Annotated in this window: 13 protein-coding genes and 1 pseudogene; 9 read left to right on the top strand and 5 right to left on the bottom strand. The window is 69.8% G+C overall.

The window, feature by feature from the left end:
* Positions 1 to 22: 22 nt before the first annotated feature.
* From GT007_RS12010 to GT007_RS11995, 4 genes are read right to left on the bottom strand one after another with little or no spacing between them, the layout of a single operon-like run.
* Positions 23 to 1,078 carry an ABC transporter ATP-binding protein gene (locus tag GT007_RS12010; protein ID WP_160121858.1) on the bottom strand — a complete coding sequence of 352 codons (1,056 nt, stop codon included), beginning with the start codon at positions 1,076 to 1,078 and terminating at the stop codon, positions 23 to 25.
* Positions 1,079 to 1,081: 3 nt separating this feature from the next.
* Positions 1,082 to 1,906, bottom strand: coding sequence for an ABC transporter permease (locus tag GT007_RS12005; protein WP_160121857.1), 825 nt, complete (start codon positions 1,904 to 1,906; stop codon positions 1,082 to 1,084).
* Positions 1,906 to 3,132: a metal-dependent hydrolase family protein gene (locus GT007_RS12000; RefSeq protein ID WP_160121856.1), complete on the bottom strand. Its 1,227-nt coding sequence runs from the start codon at positions 3,130 to 3,132 to the stop codon at positions 1,906 to 1,908. Before GT007_RS12000 ends, GT007_RS12005 begins: the two co-directional genes overlap by 1 nt.
* Complete coding sequence (locus GT007_RS11995; RefSeq protein ID WP_160121855.1) at positions 3,129 to 3,782, bottom strand: TetR/AcrR family transcriptional regulator; 654 nt, start codon at positions 3,780 to 3,782, stop codon at positions 3,129 to 3,131. Before GT007_RS11995 ends, GT007_RS12000 begins: the two co-directional genes overlap by 4 nt.
* A 293-nt stretch (positions 3,783 to 4,075) precedes the next feature.
* Here GT007_RS11995 and GT007_RS11990 point away from each other — a divergent pair, with 293 nt between their 5' ends.
* From GT007_RS11990 to GT007_RS11950, 9 genes and pseudogenes are all read left to right on the top strand, one after another.
* Positions 4,076 to 5,683, top strand: coding sequence for an ABC transporter substrate-binding protein (locus GT007_RS11990; protein WP_160121854.1), 1,608 nt, complete (start codon positions 4,076 to 4,078; stop codon positions 5,681 to 5,683).
* 7 nt (positions 5,684 to 5,690) lie between these two features.
* A complete protein-coding gene (locus GT007_RS11985) occupies positions 5,691 to 6,668 on the top strand; it encodes an ABC transporter permease (RefSeq protein ID WP_160121853.1) in 978 nt (325 codons plus the stop codon).
* Positions 6,668 to 7,501, top strand: a complete 834-nt coding sequence (locus GT007_RS11980) for an ABC transporter permease (protein WP_160121852.1) — start codon at positions 6,668 to 6,670, stop codon at positions 7,499 to 7,501. The genes GT007_RS11985 and GT007_RS11980 overlap by 1 nt, the downstream gene beginning before the upstream one ends.
* Positions 7,498 to 8,487 carry an ABC transporter ATP-binding protein gene (locus tag GT007_RS11975; protein WP_160121851.1) on the top strand — a complete coding sequence of 330 codons (990 nt, stop codon included), beginning with the start codon at positions 7,498 to 7,500 and terminating at the stop codon, positions 8,485 to 8,487. The genes GT007_RS11980 and GT007_RS11975 overlap by 4 nt, the downstream gene beginning before the upstream one ends.
* Complete coding sequence (locus tag GT007_RS11970; RefSeq protein WP_160121850.1) at positions 8,484 to 9,425, top strand: ABC transporter ATP-binding protein; 942 nt, start codon at positions 8,484 to 8,486, stop codon at positions 9,423 to 9,425. Before GT007_RS11975 ends, GT007_RS11970 begins: the two co-directional genes overlap by 4 nt.
* A 6-nt stretch (positions 9,426 to 9,431) precedes the next feature.
* The gene (locus GT007_RS11965) at positions 9,432 to 11,831 is read left to right on the top strand and encodes a xanthine dehydrogenase family protein molybdopterin-binding subunit (protein WP_160121849.1); all 2,400 of its coding nucleotides are present in this window, start codon (positions 9,432 to 9,434) and stop codon (positions 11,829 to 11,831) included.
* A gap of 59 nt (positions 11,832 to 11,890) precedes the next feature.
* Positions 11,891 to 12,487 carry a TetR/AcrR family transcriptional regulator gene (locus GT007_RS11960; RefSeq protein ID WP_160121848.1) on the top strand — a complete coding sequence of 199 codons (597 nt, stop codon included), beginning with the start codon at positions 11,891 to 11,893 and terminating at the stop codon, positions 12,485 to 12,487.
* A gap of 5 nt (positions 12,488 to 12,492) precedes the next feature.
* On the top strand, positions 12,493 to 13,068 hold the full coding sequence (locus tag GT007_RS11955) for a TetR/AcrR family transcriptional regulator (RefSeq protein ID WP_160121847.1): 576 nt from the start codon (positions 12,493 to 12,495) through the stop codon (positions 13,066 to 13,068).
* 27 nt (positions 13,069 to 13,095) lie between these two features.
* A pseudogene (locus tag GT007_RS11950) lies at positions 13,096 to 13,368 on the top strand (IS3 family transposase); the annotation flags it as partial.
* Here the strand turns inward: GT007_RS11950 and GT007_RS22800 are convergent.
* Positions 13,334 to 13,507 (bottom strand): SMR family transporter, encoded by a 174-nt coding sequence (locus GT007_RS22800; RefSeq protein WP_160121846.1) that lies wholly within the window; start codon positions 13,505 to 13,507, stop codon positions 13,334 to 13,336. The pseudogene GT007_RS11950 and the gene GT007_RS22800 sit on opposite strands and share 35 nt — an antisense overlap.
* Positions 13,508 to 13,753 lie beyond the last annotated feature (246 nt).

Genomic DNA, 13,753 nt, shown 5'->3' with positions numbered 1-13,753 from the left:
AGGGGCTCCTTGGTAACGGGTTTCAGGCAGTGCCGGCGAAGACGATGCCGGTGTCTTGCGGCCAGCCGATGCTCACGCGGTCGCCGGCGCGGATCAGCCCGGCCCCGCCGCGATTGGGCAGGTGGACCGTGATCCGGTCCTCCGCCGACAGGCGCAGATGCAGTTCGAGGACGGGGCCCAGATAGGAGGCGAAGGTCACCTCCCCTTCCAGGCGGTTGTGCTCATCGGGCGGCGGGTCGAGGTGGATGGCCTCGGGGCGCAGCACCAGGCTGGCCGCGCCGGGGGCGGTGGCGCCCTGGCAGCGCAGGCGCAGCCCGCCCGCGCTCTCGAACAGGCCGGGTTCGCGCACCTGGCCTGTGATCACGGTGCTGCGGCCGACGAAACCCGCGACGAAGCGGTCCGCCGGTCGCTCATACAGGTCCTGCTGACTGCCGATCTGGCGGATCTCGCCCTCGGCCATCACCACCAGCCGGTCGGCGACGGTCAGCGCCTCCTCCTGGTCATGGGTGACCATGATGGCGGTCAGGCCCAGCTGCTGCTGCAATTGCCGGATCTCGATGCGCACTTCCTCCCGCAGCTTGGCGTCGAGGTTGGACAGCGGTTCGTCCAGCAGCAGCACATCGGGGCGGATGGCCAGCGCGCGGGCCAGGGCCACGCGCTGCTGCTGCCCGCCCGACATCTGGCGCGGCAGCCGGTCGGCCAGCCCGTCGAGGCGGACCATGCGCAGCGCCTCCAGCGCGCGCGCCTCGCGCTCCGCCCGGCCGATCTTGCGCATCTCCAGCCCGAAGGCGACGTTCTGCGCGACCGTCATGTGCGGGAACAGGGCGTAGCTCTGGAACACCATGCCGGTGTTGCGCCGCCAGGGCGGGCGGTGGGTGATGTCCTGCCCGCCCAGGCGCACGCTGCCGCCGCTGGGTTCGATGAAGCCCGCGATCATGCGCAGCGTGGTGGTCTTGCCGCAGCCCGAAGGGCCCAGCAGCACCAGGAATTCGCCATCGGGGATGTCGAGCGTCACGCCCCTGACCGTCGCCTGGCCGCCGTAATGCTTGGTGAGGTTTTCGAGTTCGAGCCGGGCCATGGGTCACACCACCTGGGAAAGCTTCACGAAACGGTCGGTGATCAGCATCGCCACGGCGATCACCACGATCTGCAGCAGGGAGACAGCGGCCACCGTCGGGTCGATCTTCCAGGCGAGGTACTGCAGGATGGCGATGGGCAGCGTCGTCTGGCCGGGGCCGACCAGGAACAGGCTCGCCTCCAGATTGCCGAAGGAGGTGACGAAGCCGAACAGCGCGCCCGCCACCAGCCCGGGGCGGATGGCCGGCAGCGTGACGCGGCGGAAGGTGACCCAGGGCGTGGCGCCCAGGTTCTTCGCCGCTTCCTCCACCACCGGGTTCAGGGTGGACAGGCTGGCGGTGACCAGGCGCACCGCCCAGGGAATGACGATGAGCGTGTGCGCCGCGATCAACCCCGTGACCGAACCGAGCACGGGCCATTCGGTCGCCAGCTCCGTCTCCAGCTCTCCCACATAGATCGCGGCCCCCAGCACCACGCCCGGCACCACCAGCGGCAGCATCAGCAGCGTGTTCATCACGGGCTTGAGCGGCAGGCGGCCGCGCACCAGGGCCAGGCTGGCCGGCACCGCCAGCGCCACGCCGATGAAGGTCGCCACCACGCTGACCTGCACGCTGAGCAGGAAGCCCGAGGCGAAGCTGCGATTGGCGGGCACGGCGGCGAACCAGCGCAGCGTATAGCCCTGGGGCGGGAAGGAAGGGATTTCCTGCCGGAAGAAGGCCAGCCACATGACGAGCAGCAGCGGCAGCAGGATGAAGCCGAGCCCCAACCCCGCCGACGCCGTCAGCGCGGCGCGCCGCGCCCGCCTGCCGGTGAAAACCCCCGCCGCCATCAGCCGCCCTTCACGAAAGCGCCGGCCTTCATGATCATCGGCAGGTGACGGCCCTGGAAAGTCAAAAGCGACAGGTCTTCCAACGGATTGCCGTCCACCACCACCAGATCCGCATAGGCACCGGGCGCCACGGCGCCGACCTTGCCCTCAAGGCGGCAGAGCTTCGCCGCGATCCATGTCGTGGAAGCGATCACCGTCTGGGCCGGCAGCACGCGGCCGCGGATCACGAACTCCTCCGACTGGTGACGGTGCATGGCGCCCAGCAGGTCGCTGCCATAGGCCATGGGCAGCCCGGCGGCCTGCATGCGCGACAGGGATTCCATGCCCGCCAGGCGCACGTCATCCACCTTCGCCACCGCCTCCGCCCCGATGCCCAGCGCCTCGCCCTCGGAGGAGAGCTTGTCGTAGGTGACGAGCGTCGGCACCGCGATCGCGCCCTGCGCGGCCGCGAAGCGCGCCGTCTCCTCGGTGATCAGGTTGCAGTGCTCCAGCGAGTGGACGCCGCATTCCACGGCGCGGCGGATGCCCTCATCGGTGTACAGGTGGGCGGAGACATAGGTGCCGGCGTTGCGCGCCTCCTCGACGGCGGCCGCGATCTCCTCCCGCGAGAAGCCGAGGAAATGGATCGGGTCGGTGGGGGAGGCGACGCCGCCATTGGCCATGATCTTGATGAAGCGCGCGCCGCCCTTGATTTCCTCACGCGCGGCGCGGCGCACCTCGGCCACGCCATCCGCCAGCCGGCCCAGGGAGCCCAGCCGGGCGCTGAAGCGCGGCGGGTTGTTGTCGAAGGGGCCACGGAAGTCGCAATGCCCGCCGCTCTGGCTCAGCGCCTTGCCGCAGATCACTAGGCGCGGAGAGGCGAACAGCCCCTCCTGCTCCGCCAGCACCTGGCCCTGGTCGCCGCCGCCCACGTCGCGCACGGTGGTGAAGCCGCGCATCAGCATCTCACCCAGCAGCTTGATGGAGCGCGCCATCACCAGCGCGTCCGGCAGTGTCGCGCATTTGCCCAGGCTGGCGTCGATGGCGTTGATATGGACGTGCGCGTCGATCAGGCCGGGCATCAGCACCTTGCCCGACAGGTCGATGGTGGCCGCGCCCTCTGGCGCGCGGGCGGTGGGGGAGACCTCGCGGATCAGGCCGTTCTCGACCACCACGCCCTGCGGGGCGCTGGGCTCGGGGGCGGTGCCATCGACGATGCGGGCGTTGGAGAAGAAATAGCTGGTCATGGGGTGTCCTGCAGGTGGGGCTCTGCCCCGAGGGGCGGTGTCGGCGCCGTGCGCCGGCCCAGGAAATCGGCGCGCAGCTGGGCTTTCCAGTAATCGAACATGCCCTGGAAATAGGCGGGGTCGTCACGCAGCACGGTCTGGGCGATCATGCCGCGGATCAGGCACATGCTGGTGTTCATGGCGGTGCGGGCATGGGCCTGCCCGATGCCATAGCCAGCGGCGAGCAGCCCCCAGACCACATCCAGCGCCGCGTGGAATTCCCGCACCACCGGCAGCAGCGCCTCCCGGAAGGCGGGGTTGTGCCGTGCCTCGGGCAGGTATTCGAGCGTGGTGTAGAACAGCCCGTCGGCCATCATCTTCCAGAGGTAGTCGAGCGCCTGCTCGGTGCTGAGGGCGGGGGCGGGATGGGCCTCGCAGAAGCGGTGCAGGGCCTCGGTCACTTCCTGCAATTGATGCGCCAGCGCGCGCACCAGCAGGTCTTCCTTGCTGGCGAAATGATGGGTCAGCGCCCCGCGGGACACCCCGGCCTCACGCGCGATGTCGGGGGTGGTGATGCGCGAATAGCCATGCGTCAGCAGCAGGCGCTGCGTGGCACGCAGCAGCTTCTGCCGTGTCTCGTCGCTGCGGGCCTCCTGCGTGCGGGGCGGCATGGGGGTTCCTGGTTGCTGGGCGCAGCTTGGACCACCAGAAAACAAACAGTCCAGCCCGTTTCTTTGCTGTTGCGAGACAGGGGCCCGCGCCCTGCCCCGCCGCGCGCCAGCCGGCGCGCAAGAAAGGGGCAAAGCGCCCCGCCGCAGCGCCCGCCCATCGCTGAGGGCGGCTGAAATAGGCCCTTGCCGCTTGTAACCAAATGGTCAACAGTGACGGCAGCAGCAGGCGCCGGGGCGGTTTTCCTGCATCGAGGCAGGCACCCGCCCCGTGCACGGACAGCAGGAGGTAGGCCATGCTTCGTCGTCAATTGATGGGTTCGCTGCCGGCCATCGGCGGCGCCGCATCCAGCCTGGCCGGTGCCGGGACGGCACGCGCGCAGCAGGGGCGCGGCAACACGCTGGTGGTGGTCACCACCCCGGAGCCCACCGTGCTGACCAACGCCATCAACTCCGCGCCCTCGGTCGCGGAGCTGGCGACCAAGATCTATGACGGGCTGCTGGAATACGACATGGGCATGCAGCCCGTGCCCTCGCTGGCCGAAAGCTGGGAGGTCTCGGGCGACGGCAAGTCGGTCACCTTCAGGCTGCGCCAGGGCGTGACCTGGCATGACGGCCAGCCCTTCACCAGCGCCGACGTCGCCTTTTCCCTGCTGGAGGTGGTGAAGAAGTTCCACCCGCGCGGCCCCGGCAATCTGGGCCCGCTGGAGGCGGTGGACACGCCCGACACGCACACCGCCATCCTGCGCCTGGCCCACCCCTATCCGCCGATGATGAAGGGGCTTTCCAGCATGGAATGCCCGATCGTCGCCAAGCACCTGTATGAAGGCACGGATATCCGCAACAACCCGGCGAACAACCGGCCCATCGGCACCGGCCCGTTCAAATTCGCCGAATGGAACCGCGGTTCCTCCATCGTGCTGGAGAAGAACCCGAACTACTGGCGCCCGGGCCGGCCCTACCTCGACCGGCTGATCTTCCGCTTCATCAACGACCCCGCCACCCGCGCCGCGGCGCTGGAGAGCGGCGAGGTGGACGTGGCCTTCTTCGGCACCATCAACCCGGCCGAGATGCGCCGCCTGGCCGGCCTGCCCAGCATCGAGATCGCCCAGGGCGGCTATGAGGCGCTGGCCCCGGTCATGCTGCTGGAACTGAACACCCGCAAGGCGCCGCTGGACGACAAGCGCGTGCGCCAGGCCCTGGCCTATGCGATCGACCGCAAATTCATCGTGGACAATATCTGGTACGGCTTCGGCAAGCCGGCGGTGGGGCCGATCTCCTCGGTCTATGCCCCCTCCGGCCTCTATACCAACGATGTGCTGCGCTATGACGTGCCGGACCGCGTGGCGCGCGCCAATGCGCTGCTGGACCAGGCCGGGCTGCGCCGGGGCGCCGGCGGCATCCGCTTCGAGATCACGCAGGATGTCGGCCCCTATGGCGACGACTACCGCCGCATGGGCGAGTACATGCGCCAGGCCTACAACCGCATCGGCGTGCGGCTGAACCTGCGCACGGTGGACCAGGCGACCTATGTCCGCCGCGTCTATGGCGAGTACGACTTCGACATGACCTCGGGCTGGTATGTCGGCATGGGCGACCCCACGCTGGGCGTGCAGCGGCAGTATGTGTCCAGCAACATCCGCCAGGGCATCCCGTTCAACAACGTCGCCCGCTACTCCGATCCGGAAAACGACCGGCTCTGGGCCGATGCGGCGGTGGAGACCGACGCCACGAAGCGCGGGCGGATCTTCCAGGCCATCCAGCGCAAGCTGGTGGAGGACAGCCCCATCATCTGGATCATGGAAATGGAGCTGGTCGCGCTGCAGAACAAACGGGTGAAGAACCTGATCACCACCGCGCTCGGCGTGCGCGGCGGGCTGTACGATACGCGGCTGGAAGGCTGAGCGGGGCATGGGCGGGCGCGGCCGTTTTCTCGGGCGGCGGGCCATGCAGGGCCTGCCGACCGTCTTCCTGATCGTCACCTTCAACTTCTTCCTGCTGCACCTGGCCCCGGGCGACCCGGCCAGCGTGATGGCGGGTGAGGCCGGGGCCGCCACGCCCGAATACATGGCCCAGCTGCGCGCCCAATTCGGCCTGGATCAGCCGCTGCTGATGCAATACCTGCGCTATGTCTGGAACGTCCTCACGCTCGATTTCGGCTATTCCTTCCGCTACCAGGAAAGCAACCTGTCGCTGATCATGGGCCGCATGGGCGCGACCCTGCTGCTGGCGGGCTCCTCCATCCTGCTGTCGGTCGGGCTCGGCACGCTGCTGGGGCTGATCGCGGCCATGCGGCGCGACCGGATCGAGGCCGCGCTGATCCTGCTGGTCACCGTGCTGGCCTATGCCTCCCCGATCTTCTGGCTGGGGCTGATGTTCATCGTGATCTTCGCCATCCAGCTGGGCTGGGTGCCCACCAGCGGCATGACCACGGCGGGCGGGGCGGGCGCGGGCGCCGCGCATTGGCTGGATGTGGCGCATCACCTGATCCTGCCGGCCATCACCCTCTCGCTGTTCTACATGGCGCTCTACACGCGGCTGATGCGGGCCTCGGTGCTGGAAAATCTTCGCATGAACTATGTCACCACCGCCCGGGCCAAGGGGGTGGCGCCCCGGCGCCTGGTGCTGCGCCATGTGCTGCGCAACGCGGTGCTGCCCATCGTGACCATGGCCGGCGTGCAGGTGGGCGGCGCGCTCGGCGGCTCGGTGGTGGTGGAGGCGGTGTTCGGCTGGCCCGGCCTCGGCCAGCTGGCCTTCGAGGCGCTGTTCGCCCGCGACCTCAACCTGCTGCTCGGCATCCTCACGCTCAGTTCCGTGGTGGTGGTGCTGGCGAACCTGCTGGTGGACCTCGTGCATTCGATCATCGATCCCCGCGTGGCGCTGTCCTGATGCCGCCCGCCCTGCGCCGTTTCCTGCGCCAGCCCGCCGCGGTGGCGGGTGCCGTCATCCTGCTCGCGGTCATCGGCCTCGCGGCCGGCGCGGACCTCCTGTTCCCGGAGGACCCGTTCGAGATGGTGGGCCGCCCCTACCTGCCGCCGATGACCGATGGTTTCCTGCTCGGCACCGACACGCTGGGGCGGGACCTGGCGGCCGGCATCGTGCACGGGGCGCGTGTCTCCCTGCTGATCGGGGTGCTGGCGGCCCTGGTCGTCACCGCCATCGGGCTCGTGGTGGGGGGCATCGCGGGCTATGCCGGCGGGCGGGTGGATACGGCGCTGATGCGATTCACCGAACTGTTCCAGACCATCCCCTCCTTCCTGTTCGCCATCGTGCTGGTGGCCATCCTGGAACCCTCGCTGGAGGCGCTGCTGATCGCGATCGTCACCGTCTCCTGGGCGCCGCTGGCGCGGCTGGTGCGGGCGGAGGTCGCGGGGCTGCGCAGCCGCGACTACGTGCAGTCCGCCATCGCCACCGGCATGGGCGATATCGAGGTACTGGCGCGGCAGATCCTGCCCAACGCCCTGCCGGCCATCCTGGTCGCGGCCTCCGTCATGGTGGCCACCGCCATCCTGTTCGAGAGCGGGCTGTCCTTCCTCGGCCTGGGCGACCCGAATGTCATGAGTTGGGGGCTGATGATCGGCGCCGGGCGCGCGGCCATCCGCACCGCCTGGTGGATGTGCGGCATCCCCGGCATCGCCATCCTGCTGACCGTGCTGTCCATCAACCTGGTGGGCGATGGGCTGAACGAGGCACTGAACCCCCGCGCCGGAGGCCGGGCATGAACCCGGAAGTGCTGCGCGTGACGGGCCTGCGCACCGAATTCCGCACCCCGCGCGGCGTGATCGCGGCCGTGGCCGACATGGACCTCGTGGTGCATGGCGGGGAAACGGTGGCGGTGGTGGGCGAGAGCGGCTCGGGCAAGAGCGCCTTCGCCTATTCCATCATGCGGCTGATCGACCCGCCGGGCCGGCTGGCCGCCGGGCGCATCGAGATCGGCGGGCGGGACATCATGGCGCTCGACGAGCCCGCCATGCGCCAGGTGCGCGGGCGGGAGATCTCGATGGTGTTCCAGGAACCCTCGACCAGCCTGAACCCGCTGATGCCGGTGGGCGCGCAGATCGCGGAATCCATCCTGCTGCATGAGGCGGGCGTTTCAGCTGCCCAGGCCCGCGCCCGCACGCTGGACCTGCTGCGCCTGGTGGGCATTCCCGCCCCCGAGCGGCGCATCGACGAATTCCCGCACCAGCTTTCGGGCGGTATGCGCCAGCGCGTGGTGATCGCCATGGCCCTGGCCTGCCGGCCCGCGCTGCTGCTGGCCGACGAACCCACCACCGCGCTGGACGTGACCGTGCAGGCCCAGGTGCTGGACCTGATCGACCGCCTGAAGGAGGAGCTGGGCATGGGCGTGGTGCTGATCACCCATGACCTGGGCCTGGTGGCCGAACACGCCCAGCGCGTCGCGGTCGTCTATGCCGGGCGCAAGGTGGAGGAAGGCCCGGCGGAGCAGGTGCTGGCAGACCCGGCGCACCCCTACACGGCGGCGCTGCTGGCCTGCCGCCCCGACCCCTGGCAGGAATCCGACGCCCCCTTGCTGGAAATTCCGGGCGTGGTGCCTGCCCTGGCCGCCATGCCCCCGGGCTGCGCCTTCGCGCCGCGCTGCGCGCGGGCCGAGCCCGTCTGCGCCGAGACCCGCCCGGAGCTGGAGGCCGTGAGCGCCGGCCGCCTGGTCGCCTGCCATGTGGCGCGCCGCGAAAGGCTGCCGGCATGAGCGCGCTGCTGAGCGTGCGCGGCCTGGTGAAGCGGCATCGCACCGCCTCCGGCACCGTGCATGCGGTGGATGGGGTGGATTTCGACATCGCCGCCGGCGAGGTGCTGGGGCTGGTGGGGGAATCGGGCTGCGGCAAATCCACCCTCGGCCGCGCGCTGAACGGGCTGGACCCGGCCGATGATGGCTCCATCCAGTTCCGTGGCGCGGAGCTGGTGGGGCTCGGCCGCCGTGCCCTGCGCCCGCACCGGCGGGAGATGCAGATGGTGTTTCAGGACCCGTTCGGGTCGCTGAACCCGCGCAGCACCGTGGGCGCGATCCTGCAGGACCCGCTGCGGGTGCATGGCGTGGGCACCCGCGCCGAACGCCGCCAGATGGCCGCCGCCCTGCTGGAGCGCGTGGGCCTGCGCGCCACCGATGTGGACCGCTACCCGCACGAGTTCAGCGGCGGGCAGCGCCAGCGCATCAGCATCGCGCGCGCCATCGCGCTGCGCCCCAGCCTGGTGATCTGCGATGAGGCGGTCTCCGCGCTCGATGTCTCGATCCAGGCGCAGATCGTGAACCTCCTGCGCTCCCTGCGACGGGAATTCGGGCTGTCCTACCTGTTCATCTCCCATGACCTGGCGGTGGTGGGGTACCTCTCGGACCGGATCGCGGTGATGTATCTGGGCCGGATCGTGGAGATCGGGACCAGGGCCGCGCTGCTGAACGGGCCGCGCCACCCCTATACCCGCGTGCTGTTCTCCGCCCTGCCGGGGCGGGGCGGCGGCAAGGCCCAACGCCAGTCCCTGACCGGCGAGCCGCCGAGCCCGTTGAACCCGCCCGCCGGCTGCCGTTTCCACCCGCGCTGCCCGCTGGCTGTCGAGCGTTGCCGCACCGAGGTGCCGGCGATGCGCGAACTCGCTGGCGGCCACGCCGCCGCCTGCCACCTGGCCGATTGAGCACCCATGCCCGACAGCACTGAACATTTCGGCACCACCAGCGTGGGCAAATCCGTCCGCCGGCGAGAGGACCAGCGCCTGCTGCGCGGCCAGGGGCGCTATGTGGCGGATCTGGCCGTGCCGGATGCGCTGGAGGCCGCCTTCCTGCGCTCGCCCCACGCCCATGCGCGGATCGTGGCGATCGACACCGCCGCGGCGCGGGCCATGCCGGGCGTGGTCGCCATCTTCACCGGCGCCGACCAGCGCGCGGACCATGTCGGCAGCCTGCCTTGCGGCTGGGTGGTGCGCGACCGCCACGGCAAGCCGAACGCCGAACCCCCGCACTATCCGTTGGCCGTGGACAAGGCGCGCCATGTGGGCGAACCCCTGGCCGTGGTCATCGCCGGGACCAAGGCCCAGGCCCGCGACGCGGCGGAAGCCATCGCGGTGGAATACGCGGTGCTGGACGCGGCGGGCGAGCTGGGCACCGCGCTCGACCCCGGCGCGCCGCGCGTGTGGGACGATGTGCCCGGCAATCTCTGCTGCGACTGGGAGATCGGGGATGCCGGGGCGGTGGATGCCGCCTTCGCCAGCGCCGCCCATCGCGTGCGGCTCGAGCTGGTGAACAACCGGCTGGTGCCCGCCCCGATGGAGCCGCGCGCGGCCGTGGCCGCGCATGACACCGCCATGGGCACCACCACCCTGTGGACCACCAGCCAGAACCCGCACACGGTGCGCGGCACGCTGTGCGGCCTGCTGGACATCCCGGAAACCGACCTGCGCGTCATCTCGCCCGATGTGGGGGGCGGCTTCGGCACCAAGATCTTCCTGTATCCGGAGGAAACCACCCTGACCTGGGCGGCGCGGCGCATCGGCCGCACCATCCGCTGGGTCAGCGACCGCACCGAGGCCTTCCTGACCGATGTGCAGGGCCGCGACCACCGCACCGTGGCGGAGCTGGCGCTGGATTCCGAAGGGCACTTCACCGGGCTGCGCGTGGTCACGCTGGCCAATGTCGGCGCCTATCTGACCGGGGGCGCCACGGCCATCCCGACCTACTACTACGCGCCGCTGCTGCCGGGCGTGTACCGGACCCCCGCGATCTGGTGCAACGTGAAGCTCACCTTCACCAACACCGTCAGCGTCGATGCCTATCGCGGCGCCGGCCGGCCGGAGGCCAGCTATGTGCTGGAACGGCTGGTGGATGAGGCCGCGAAGCTGACCGGCATCGACCGGGTGGAGCTGCGCCGGCGCAACTTCATCCAGGCCGGCCAGTTCCCCTACGCCACGCCGCTGGGCCTGGAATACGATTCCGGGGACCATGAGGCCACGCTGCGGATCGCGATGGAGGCGACCGATATCGGCGGCTTTCCGGCCCGGCGGGAGGAAGCGCGCCGGCGCGGCCGCCTGCGGGGCCTCGGCATCTCCACCTATGTCGAGATCGCGGGCGGCACGCCTTCCAAGGTGGTCGGGCAGTTGGGCGGGCGTGGCGGGCGGTCGGAATCGGCGCAGGTGCGGGTGCACCCGAGCGGCGCCGTCACCGTGTTCTCCGGCGCGCACAGCCATGGCCAGGGGCATGAGACCACCTTCGCGCAGATCGTCGCCGACCGGCTGGGCGTGCCGTTCGAGTGCGTGCGCGTGGTGCAGGGCGATACCGACCAGGTGCCCTTCGGGCGCGGCACCGCGGCCTCGCGCTCCCTCGTGGTGGGCGGGTCGGCGATCGTGGCGGCGATGGAGAAGGTGATCGCCAAGGGCCGGCGCATCGCGGCCCACCGGCTGGAAGCGGCGCTGGAGGACATCGCCTTCGAGCCCGGCCTGTTCCGCGTGAGCGGGACCGACCGCACCATCACCTTCGCCCAGGTGGCGCGCGCGGCCTATACCCCGCACGACTACCCGATCGAGGAGATCGAGCCCGGCCTGGACGAGACCGCCTTCTACGACCCCAAGAACTGGACCTTCCCCGGCGGCTGCCACATCTGCGAGCTGGAGGTGGACCCCGAGACCGGCGAGGTGTTCCTGGAGAAGATCGTCGCGGTAGATGACCTGGGCGCCATCATCAACCCGTTGATCGTGCATGGGCAGATCCATGGCGGGCTGGCCCAGGGCGCGGGCCAGGCGCTGCTGGAGGGATGCCGCTTCGACGAGGCGGGCCAGATGCTGACCGCGAGTTTCCAGGACTACGCGCTGCCCCGGGCCAGCGACCTGCCGAGCTACACCGTGCTGACCCATGGCACGCCCTGCGAGCACAACCCGCTGAAGGCCAAGGGCTGCGCCGAGGTGGGCTCCGTGGGGTTGCCGCCGGCCATCGTGAACGCGCTGCTGGATGCGCTGGCCGGGCTGGGGGTGCGGGACATCGCCATGCCCGCCACGCCGCTTGCCGTCTGGCAGGCCATTCGCGCCGCGCGGAGCAATACCGCCGACGCATAGGTTCCGCTGGGCCGGGCGTGATTCGCATGGCAATAAGGCGCGCCCGCGAAGGAAGCCGTATGTCCGGTCTCAGTGCCGCCCCCGCAACCGCCACGCCGCGCCGCCCGCGCGTGCCCGCGGCCGAGCGCGAGCGGATGATCCTGGAGGCCGCGATCCCCTTCTTCGCCGAGCACGGGCTGGAGGGGCAGACACGGTTGCTGGCGCAGTCGCTCGGTATCTCCCATTCGGTGCTGTACCGCCATTTTCCCAGCAAGGATGGGCTGATCGCGGCCGTGTGCGAGGAGATGTTCCGCCGCCGCTGGCAGCCGGAATGGGAGCAGGCGCTGCACGCGCCCGCCCTGGCGCTGGAAGAACGGCTGCTGCGTTTCTACCGCCAGGCCGCGACGCTGATCCTGTCGCCCGAATGGATCCGGTTGGCGTTGTTCGTGGGGATGGCCGGGCGCGGAGAGGCCCTGGGCCTGACGGCCCTGTTGCGGGAGCGCATCATCCGGCCCCTGGCCTCGGTCCTGGGGAGCGAAGCCGCGGCCTGGGCCCTGCATGGGCGGGTCTTCTACACCGGCATGCGGCTGGCTGTCTGGCGGGGTGCCGGCCCGCGCAGCCTGGAGGAAGCGCTGGAGGTGGCCATCCGCAGCCATGCCGCGGCGCGCCCGGCATGAAGGCCATGCGGCGCCTGCCGCCCGCCGAACGGGAACGGCATATCGTGGAGGGCGCGATCGATTATTTCGCGCGGCACGGCATGGATGCGCAGATGCGGGACCTGGCGGCGCATCTGGGGATCTCGCACCCGTTGTTCTACCGGTATTTCGCGACCAAGGAGGCGCTGATCGAGCGCGTGTATGGCGAGTTCTATACCTCGCGCTGGCACGGTGCCTGGGATGGGCTGCTGCGCGACGAGACCCTGCCCCTGGCCGAGCGCCTGACCCAGTTCTACGCGGCCTATCTGCGGGCGCTGGAGGATGGGCCCTGGCTGCGGATCTTCGCTTTTTCCGGCCTGCGCGGGGAGGCGGCCAGCCAGCACTATATGGCCGGCGTGCGGGACCGGATCATCACCCCCATCGCCATGGCCCTGGACCGTGCCGGGACGGCGCCACGTCCATACGCCATGGAACTGGCCTGGGCCCTGCATGGCGAATTGTGCTTTGGGCCGATCGCTGTGGGGCTGCTGGGGCTGGAAGGGGTGCCGCTGGATGCCGCCGGCATTCGCCGGCGCGTGTTGTCCTGGCTGTCTGTGGTGTGAGTGTCGTGTTGGCTTGAATAAAATGGCCAGTTCCAGCGCCTGATGGCCGATCATGGCATCACCTGCTCGATGAGCCGATCAGGCAATGTCTGGGACAACGCCGCGATGGAGAGTTTCTTCTCGTCGCTCAAGACCGAACGCGTCAGAGCCCGCGTCTATCGCAATCGCGACCAGGCCCGGGCCCGGGCCCGGGCCGACGTGTTCGACTACATCGAGCGCTTCTACAACCCCAGGCGACGGCACTCGACCATCGGGTATCTCAGCCCTATGGAGTTCGAGCGCTTGGCCAGTTCAGGCTAAACTCGGTGTACATCGAACCGGCAGCAGGCCAGACCACGACCAGCGACGGCAGCAGCACCGTAAAGCCCTGCGAAGCCCGCAACGCCGAAGTGGCAGGGACTTCGGCCATGATGGCGATCAGAAGATAGACCCACGTCATCGGGACTTCCTCATTGCGAGAAGATGAAGGTGCGGCCGGCGGCGCCGAGCGTCATTATTTTTTTGAAGCGGGACCTTTCTGCACCGCGGTGTGGAGCATGGCGTGTGCTGATCGGGACCGGCCCTGTAACGCGCAACGCCCGCTGACCATGAGGTGAGCGGGTGTTGTGTGTTGGATATGGATGCGGGGACAGGATTTGAACCTGTGACCTTCAGGTTATGAGCCTGACGAGCTACCGGGCTGCTC

Source organism: Rhodovarius lipocyclicus, assembly GCF_009900765.1.
Classification (GTDB): Bacteria; Pseudomonadota; Alphaproteobacteria; order Acetobacterales; family Acetobacteraceae; genus Rhodovarius; species Rhodovarius lipocyclicus.
This window is presented reverse-complemented; position numbering and strand designations above follow the sequence as displayed.